A 1,729-nucleotide genomic window follows, 5' to 3' on the forward strand; every position below is an offset into this window, starting at 1 on the left:
GTAATTTAGCAGATTATCTGCTTTTGGTGGAATATTTTGAGATTAAAAATCTCTAAAAACAGCTTTTTGTGGAGAAAATGAAAAGAACTTTCCACATCCATTCTTGATCATGGGAAACTTCTGCACCGTCATTTTGACAAACTGTTTTTTGGGCGGATTTTTCTTTTCTTTCTATTTCTGATAAACTATGTTTATCAGAAACGGATGGAAGGAGAAGCCTCATGGGTAGAAACAGTGATTATGGCAATGGAATGTATCAGCAGTTCATGGAAATCATGGGGCGTCTGGAAACGGTAGAAAAAGATTCAACACGAAAAATCGAAAATCTCAACAACCGGATTGATGTTCTTGAAAAAGAAAATCTTATATTAAAAGAAGAAAACCTCCTGTTGAAAGAAGACAACGCACGTTTAAAAAGCATTATCAATAATGACAGTTCCAATACTTCACTTCCACCATCAACAGACAAAAAAGGTGGCAAACCCGCCAATACCTTCAACGGGAGAAAAGAAACGCAACGCAAGCCCGGCGGCCAGAAAGGGCACAAAGGAACTACGCTTACCAAAGCTGAAATAGAGAAAAAGATTGCATCCGGAAAATGCCGGCATGAGATCAGAACGATCGGCGATAGTTCCCGACAGAACTATGTTAAAAAATATGTTATTGATTTGAAAACAGAACCTGTTATCACGGAAATCCGTATCTATTCAGACGAGAATGGAAAGATCCGTATTCCTTCAGAATACCGTAGTGATGTGACTTATGGCACAAATGTAAAGGCATTGGCGGTTTCCCTTTACAGCGAAGGCGTTATGTCCAATGACCGGATCGCTTCATTTTTGAACGCGGCAGGCAATGGCGAACTGGAATTGTCTGAAGGAAGTGTCTATAGTTTCTGCAAGAGTTTTGCAAAGGCTTCAGAAGCAAGCATCTTAAATTTGGAAAATCTGCTGATGGATCAGGCAGTTGTAGCGACAGATGCCACAACCGTAACCGTCAATGGAAAACAGAATTATATACGCAATCTGAGCATAAAAGACGCCGTAGTTTATCATGCAATGAATAGTAAATCCATAGAGGCACTGAAGGAACTGGATTTTCTGAAGCATTATGCCGGAATACTCCTTCACGATCATGAAACGGCATTATATCATTTTGGGACGGATCATGCAGAATGCAATGTACACATCATCCGTTATCTGCGTAAGAACACGGAAGAAACTGGAAATGTATGGTCAGATGATATGATTACACTTTTGTGCAAAATGAACAGAACACGGAAAGACTTTATGGAACAGGGGGCTTCAGGGCTGCCTGTTGAAAAAATAAGGGAATATGAGGAGAAATATTTTTCACTGCTGGAGGCGGGAAAAACAGAAAATAAAACAACAGCTCATAAATACGCAAAGCAGGAGGAAAAAACACTGCTTAACAGGATGGAAAAGTATAGCCATAATCATCTTCTGTTCCTGCATGACTTTGCGGTACCTTTTGACGACAACATTTCGGAAAGAGATTTGCGAAAAGCGAAAAACAGGCAGAAAATGGCAGGCGGCTTCCGCAAAGAAAGCGGTCAGAAAATGTACTGCTCCATTATGAGCATAATAGAAACCCTTAAGAAAAGAGACATGGGAATAATCGAAAATATAAGAAAGTTATTTATGGGCACACCGGCTATATTTTAGCCGGTGTTAAACCCATCAAATTAATTAAAAGGCTGAACTGTTAC

1 protein-coding gene is annotated in these 1,729 nt (G+C 39.7%); it reads left to right on the forward strand.

Annotated features, from left to right (window positions below; genetic code table 11):
- Positions 1 to 221: 221 nt before the first annotated feature.
- Positions 222 to 1,685, forward strand: coding sequence for an IS66 family transposase (locus ACQRBN_RS17365; RefSeq protein WP_427740351.1), 1,464 nt, complete (start codon positions 222 to 224; stop codon positions 1,683 to 1,685).
- The last annotated feature ends 44 nt before the right edge of the window (positions 1,686 to 1,729 follow it).

It is taken from the genome of Bariatricus sp. SGI.154 (assembly GCF_050313795.1).
In the GTDB taxonomy this organism is placed as follows: domain Bacteria; phylum Bacillota; class Clostridia; order Lachnospirales; family Lachnospiraceae; genus CAMBRQ01.